Genomic DNA, 6,000 nt, shown 5'->3' with positions numbered 1-6,000 from the left:
CCATGGCCCGCGCCACCTGCCAGCTCCTGCGCCGCACCGAGAACCCGGACGGCAAGGTCTGGAAGCCGCAGCCCTGGGACGTTCCCAAGCCGGCCGACATCGCCCCGCCGGCCGACAGCCGCGCCGGCATGGGCGGCATGTGGGCCATGCGCCGCATCGAAGGCGACTTCGGCTCGGTGGGCCGCAAGAAGGGCTGGCTGTCGGAGGTGCGCGAGCTGGTGGGCGGCCGGCCGCTGACGCCGTTCGTGCGGGTGGCGGTCTCGGCGGACTTCGCCAGCCCCTTCGCCAACGCCGGCGACAAGGGCCTGGAGTTCATCAACTCCGACGTCACCGTCTACCTGCACCGCGAGCCGGCGGGCGAGTGGATCGGCTATGAGGTGGTCAACCACGGCGCCACGGACGGCGTCTCGATCGGCGAATGCTTTCTCTACGACGAGCAGGGGCCGATCGGCTCGGCCTCCTGCTGCGCGCTGGCGCAGCGGCGGGCGCCGCGGCCCTGACCAAGAGGGCCGGATCGAAGGGTTCTGATCGGATAAGACGGGCCGTTTCGGGGGAGGAAGCGCCTCGAAACGGCCCGCCGTGCGTCGCGTGTGGTTGCTGATGCCGCGAAGCAACTGGAGATTGCAGCCAATACCCCCGAGTCGTTAACGTGGCAGGGCGTCACATCGTAGTTGTACGGAGGCCGGACTGCCCGCCGCGCGCGGCGGGAGCCGAGGCGTTGTGACTCCCGGAACCGCCGTGCCATGCTGCGCGCAAGGGCCGGCAAGGGCCCGCCGTTCCCGGAGAGGAAATCCATGCGCCCGATCAAGCTCGCCGCCGGCGCCCTGGCGCTCGGCCTTCTGGCCCTGGCCGGGCAAGCGTCCGCCAATCCGAAGAACGCGCTGGACGCCTATGTCGCCAAGCCCGATCCCGCCTTCGCCTGGAAGGTGGTCGGCCAGGTCTCCGGGCCCGGCTACCACGCAGCGGTGCTTGAGCTCACCAGCCAGACCTGGCTCACCGCCAAGCAGGTCGACAAGCCGGTCTGGAAGCACTGGCTGACGGTGATCACGCCGGACAAGGTGGACCACAAGACCGCCTTCATGTTCATCACCGGCGGCAACAACACCGACGCGGCGCCGACGAAGGCCACCGACCGCTTCGCCAAGATGGCGGTGGAGACCCATTCCATCGTCACCGAGCTGGACGACGTGCCGAACCAGCCGCTGCGCTTCACCGAGGACCCGAAGCCGCGCGTCGAGGACCAGATCATCGCCTACCAGCAGGCGAAGTTCGGCCGCGACCACAATCCGCTCGACCTGGTGCGCCTGCCGATGGTCAAGAGCGGGACCCAGGCGATGACCGCCATCCAGCAGTACCTGGCCAGCGACGCGGGCGGGAAGCTCCCGGTCGACGGCTTCGTGGTCTCCGGCGGCTCCAAGCGCGCCTGGACCACCTGGCTGGTGGGCGCGCTGGACCCGCGGGTGAAGGCGATCATCCCGATCGTCATCAACGTGCTCGACGTCGACGCCACCACCCGCCACCACTGGGAGGCCATGGGTTACTTCTCGCCGGCCCTGAAGGACTACGTCGAGAACGGCCTGATCCCGGCCCAGATCGGCAAGCCGGGGATCGAGGCGGACAACGTGATCGAAGACCCGCTGAACTACCGCGACCGGCCCTCGATGAAGATGCCGAAGTACATCATCAACGCCGTGGGCGATGAGTACTTCCCGCCGGACAACACCCGCTTCTCCTACCACCTGCTGCCGCAGACCAAGCGGCTGCGGATGATCCCCAACTCCAAGCACTCCACCGCCGGCACCGACATCAACGAGAGCATGACCGCCTTCTACGACGCGGTGCTGAACCACCGGCCGATCCCGAACTACTCGTGGATCGTGCGGCCGGACGGGGCGATCGTGGTGAAGTCGCCCACCAAGCCCACTGAAGTCCGCCTGTGGCAGGGGACCAACCCCAAGGCCCGCGACTTCCGGGTCGACACCATCGGCAAGAGCTTCACCTCCACCGTGCTCACCCGGCAGAAGGACGGGACCTGGGTCGGCAAGGTGGCCAAGCCCGCCACCGGCTGGACCGCCTACTTCGTCGAGCTGACCTATCCCTCGGCCTCGCCCTATCCGTTCAAGTTCACCACCGAGGTTTCGGTGATCCCCGACACCCTGCCCTACAAGTGGAAGGACGCCCGGCCGATCACAGCGCCAGATGGGAAGTAGGGTCTTCCCGTCGCGTAGGGGGTTCATCTCGGCTGCGGCTGCCCCTATGTCGGGAGCCGTAGCAGGGGATAGCCGCCGATGATCCTGATCGGGCAGTACGATTCGCCGTTCGTGCGGCGGGTGGCGATCGCGCTGTCGACCTATGGATTTGCGTTCGAGCACCGGCCCTGGTCCGTCTTCGGCGACGCCGAGGAGATCGCGCCGTTCAATCCCCTTCGCCGCGTGCCGACCCTGGTGCTGGACGACGGGGCGGTGATCACCGACAGCCTGGCGATCGTGGAGCTGCTCGACGACCTGGTGGGCGCGGACCGCGCGAGCCTGGCCCGGCCCGGCGAGAACCGGCGCGACCTGTTGCGCATCTCCGCCTTCGCCGCCGGGGCCGCGGAGAAGGGGGTGAGCCTGCTCTATGAGCGCGTGCTGCGCGCGGAACAGCTTCCGCTGTGGGTCGAGCGCTGCCGCGCCCAGGTGGGCGAGACGCTGGACCTGCTCGACGCCGAGCGGGCGAAGCGGACCACGCCCTGGCTGTTCGATGCGGCGCTCAGCCACGCCGACGTGGTGCTGGCGACGGCGACACGCTTCGTGCGTGAAGCCTTCGCCGCCGAGTTCGACTGGGGCCGCTGGCCGGCGCTCGCCGCCCATTCCGACCGCTGCGAGGCCCTGCCGCTGTTCGCGCAGATCTCCCAACCCCTGATCCCGCCGGGCAAGAGCCGATGAGTTTCGACGCCAAACCCCGCGCCGAGGTCCAGGCCCTGCGGATGTCGGAGATCCGCGAGGTCGCCAACGTCGGCATGGCCCGCGACGACATCCTGAAGTTCTGGGTGGGCGAGAGCGACCAGCCGACCCCGCAGTTCATCCGCGACGCCGCCGTCCAGGCGCTGGCGGAGGGCAAGACCTACTACACCCACAACCTCGGGCGGCCCGACCTGCGCGAGGCGCTGTCGGCCTATCTCACCCGCCTGCACGGCCAGCCGATGGCGTTCGACCGGCTGGCGGTCACCAGCGCCGGCGTCAACGCCCTGATGCTGGTCAGCCAGGCGGTGGCCTCGCCCGGCGACAAGGTGGTGGTGACCGCCCCGGCCTGGCCCAACATCGTGGAGATCCCGCGCATCCTGTCGGCCAGGCTGGAGATCGTCGCCCTCGAGCGCGCCCAGGGGCGCTGGCGGCTCGACCTCGACAAACTAATGGATGCGCTCACCCCCGACACCAAGGCGCTGTTCCTCAATTCGCCGAACAATCCCACCGGCTGGACCCTGCCGGCGCAGGACCGCGCCGCGATCCTGGAGCGGTGCCGCCGGTATGGCGTCTGGCTGATCACCGACGATCCCTACGAGCGGCTGATCTTCGGCGCCCCGTCCGGAAACATGGGCGACTGCGCGCCGTCGTTCCTGCCGCTCAGCGGCGACGACGAGCGGGTGGTCTCCACCAACACCTTCTCCAAGGCCTGGCGGATGACCGGCTGGCGGATGGGCTGGATGGTGCTGCCAAAGAGCCTGGTGGCCTCGATGGGCGTGGTCATCGAGTACAACACCTCCTGCGCCCCGGACTTCATCCAGTCGGCCTGTATCGCCGCGCTGAACGACGGCGAGCCCGCGATCGCGGCGCTGCGCGCCGAGCTGGCGGCGGCCAAGGACCAGGTGGTGGGCGCGTTGCGGCAGATGCCGGGCGTCGAGGCGCCGGAGCCGGAGGGCGGCATGTACGCCTTCTTCCGCGTCGACGGCGTCACGGACTCGGTCGCCGTGGCCAAGGACATGATCGACAAGGCCGGCATCGGCCTGGCGCCCGGCTCGGCCTTCGGCGAGGAGGGCAGGGGCTGGTTCCGCTGGTGCTTCGCCAACCGGCCGCAGACCAACGCGGCGGGGCTGGAGCGGCTGGCGGGGTATCTGGGGCGGCGGTGATTTGTTCACTTTTTGTTCTTGACTTTCCCTCGGGTTGTGAGAAGATGAGGATCGGCGGGCATGCGGTCGCTGGGCGGTGAATGACGGGAGACGATGGAATCCCCGTCTCACGACCAGCAAAGGAATTCAGATGGGGCAAAACCTGTGGGACTCATTGGCGTCCGCTGCCGAAGACGAAAAGAAGCGCTGGTACCAGGCACGCAATGAGGCCATCGCAAATGCCCAGAACCTCTATGAACGGGGGCGGCAAGCCTACGCCGACGCCATCCGGACCGGCCAGGACGTCCTTGCGAGAACACCGCAGGAAGTGACCGCGCTGGGCAGCGCGATCAAAACCGGCGCGGGCGCGGCCAATGCAGGTGTCAGAGCAGCCGGCAACGCCATTTCGCTTGGTTCGGCGGACAACTTGGAAGCCGGAACGGAAGCGCTGTTTGGCATGGGCGGCTCCGGCGACTTCGGCCAGCGCTACCAGCGGCAACTAGCGCTACAACATCAGGCGGATGCCCAAGCCGCCCAAGACCTCCCAGAAATCTACAAGTGGGGCGGCCGGGCTGGCGCGGTCGCTGGCATACTTGGAGCCGCTGAACCGAGGGTGGCTGGAGCAACGTTGGGGTTCATTCCGGGGGTCGCCGACAGTCTTAAGGCCATCCAAGGGGCAAAGCGGATCGGGTTCATCGGGGAGGGGCTTCCCGCTATGGCGGCGGTCGGGGGCGGAGCGGTCGGCGGCGTCACCCAATTGGCTTCCGATGCAGCACAGGGTCGGCCGACGTCGGCACGCGATTTAGCGGGCGCAATCGGTGGTGGCGCGCTCGGGGGAGTGGAAACCATCTATGGCGGCCCTGTTTTGGGAGCCGCCGTTGGCGGCGGAGCGACTGGGCTGTTCCAAGGCGATGACCCGGATCAGACGCTCAACGACGCGGAAATTTCGGGCTACTTCGGGCGCGGCCTGGGTACGGCCGGCGAACTGACGGCCAATGCATTGCCAGGCAACATCAAGGGCGCTCTTGGCGAAGGACTTAGCTTCGCAAAGTCTTGGGCGCGCGGGGAACCTATGCCCTGGGAGCCAGCGGATTCAGCGACGGTCGCCGCCGCGTTGCCTGATGCGGGGGGCCGAGCAGGTCCTCAACAATGGATCAAGCTGCCCAACAATCGCTACACAATCGCCGATTGGATCACAAACCAGGGCCGCGCTGTCGAGTCGAAATTCGGGAATTCGGCGGGCCTCACGCCCAATCAAAAAATGGCAGTTCCGACTTTCGGCGACCGTTATCTTACCGACCATTGGCTCCCTCGAGACATTGGCGATTTCAGCGGCGGCTGGTTTGGTTCCGGCCTAGGACCGGCGGTGACCGACGATGGCGACAATCCATGAAGACGCCGCGTCGGAAGACGAAGCGCGTCCTCTTTGCCGATGCCATCCGGCGCGAATGTGGCCCGATGCTCTTCGAGCTTGGCTTCCGCAATCCTCGGCGACTGGATCGCGACCGATGGCGCGTCGCGACCCGACGCGACGTCTATCTCCGCTGGAGGGGAACGACATTCGACTGTTTGGAAGTAAGCTGGGACCGATATGCGATCCCGCGGTGTCGCCTCTATTTCGAAACCTCCATGGTCGAACAACCTTCGGCGGGCGGACACCCGGCGATCCGGTCGGTCACGCCTGGCAATTTGCGAGCCAGGTCATGGTCTGTCGCCTGGATCAGTCCCGACTACTTTGGTCGGTGGTGGCATTCGGTCGATCAGGATCTGGCGGAAATCAAGTGTAGCCTCTTAGCTTGGGAGGCGTTCCTCCAATCCGGAACGGTGGACTGGCGCGTATGGGTCGCTCCGTCTCGACGGATCGGGTTCGAGGGAGACGGAACCTCTCCCGGCTGGAGGATGAGGGGCGATCCCTG

Annotated in this window: 5 protein-coding genes; all 5 read left to right on the top strand. The window is 67.3% G+C overall.

What is annotated here, in order from left to right; genetic code table 11:
• The coding region (locus VGL85_RS10065; protein WP_414695224.1) for a hypothetical protein at positions 1-500 on the top strand (500 nt) is incomplete at its 5' end.
• A 294-nt stretch (positions 501-794) separates the two neighbouring features.
• Entirely contained in the window at positions 795-2,210 is a 1,416-nt protein-coding gene (locus VGL85_RS10060) for a PhoPQ-activated protein PqaA family protein (RefSeq protein WP_331588663.1), read from the top strand.
• Positions 2,211-2,288: 78 nt separating this feature from the next.
• Positions 2,289-2,924, top strand: coding sequence for a glutathione S-transferase family protein (locus tag VGL85_RS10055; RefSeq protein WP_331588661.1), 636 nt, complete (start codon positions 2,289-2,291; stop codon positions 2,922-2,924).
• Positions 2,921-4,105 carry a pyridoxal phosphate-dependent aminotransferase gene (locus tag VGL85_RS10050; protein ID WP_331588659.1) on the top strand — a complete coding sequence of 395 codons (1,185 nt, stop codon included), beginning with the start codon at positions 2,921-2,923 and terminating at the stop codon, positions 4,103-4,105. Before VGL85_RS10055 ends, VGL85_RS10050 begins: the two co-directional genes overlap by 4 nt.
• A gap of 130 nt (positions 4,106-4,235) precedes the next feature.
• Positions 4,236-5,477: a hypothetical protein gene (locus VGL85_RS10045; protein ID WP_331588657.1), complete on the top strand. Its 1,242-nt coding sequence runs from the start codon at positions 4,236-4,238 to the stop codon at positions 5,475-5,477.
• Positions 5,478-6,000 lie beyond the last annotated feature (523 nt).

Origin of the sequence: Phenylobacterium sp. (genome assembly GCF_036501465.1) — a bacterium.
Taxonomy (GTDB): domain Bacteria; phylum Pseudomonadota; class Alphaproteobacteria; order Caulobacterales; family Caulobacteraceae; genus Phenylobacterium.
The sequence above is the reverse complement of the archived record's forward strand: the minus strand, read 5'-3'. Positions and strand labels throughout refer to the sequence as shown.

Coding starts and splice junctions, on each gene's coding strand:
- VGL85_RS10060 (WP_331588663.1), top strand. CDS start 795: ATGCGCCCGATCAAGCTCGCCGCCGGCGCCCTGGCGCTCGGCCTTCTG.
- VGL85_RS10055 (WP_331588661.1), top strand. CDS start 2,289: ATGATCCTGATCGGGCAGTACGATTCGCCGTTCGTGCGGCGGGTGGCG.
- VGL85_RS10050 (WP_331588659.1), top strand. CDS start 2,921: ATGAGTTTCGACGCCAAACCCCGCGCCGAGGTCCAGGCCCTGCGGATG.
- VGL85_RS10045 (WP_331588657.1), top strand. CDS start 4,236: ATGGGGCAAAACCTGTGGGACTCATTGGCGTCCGCTGCCGAAGACGAA.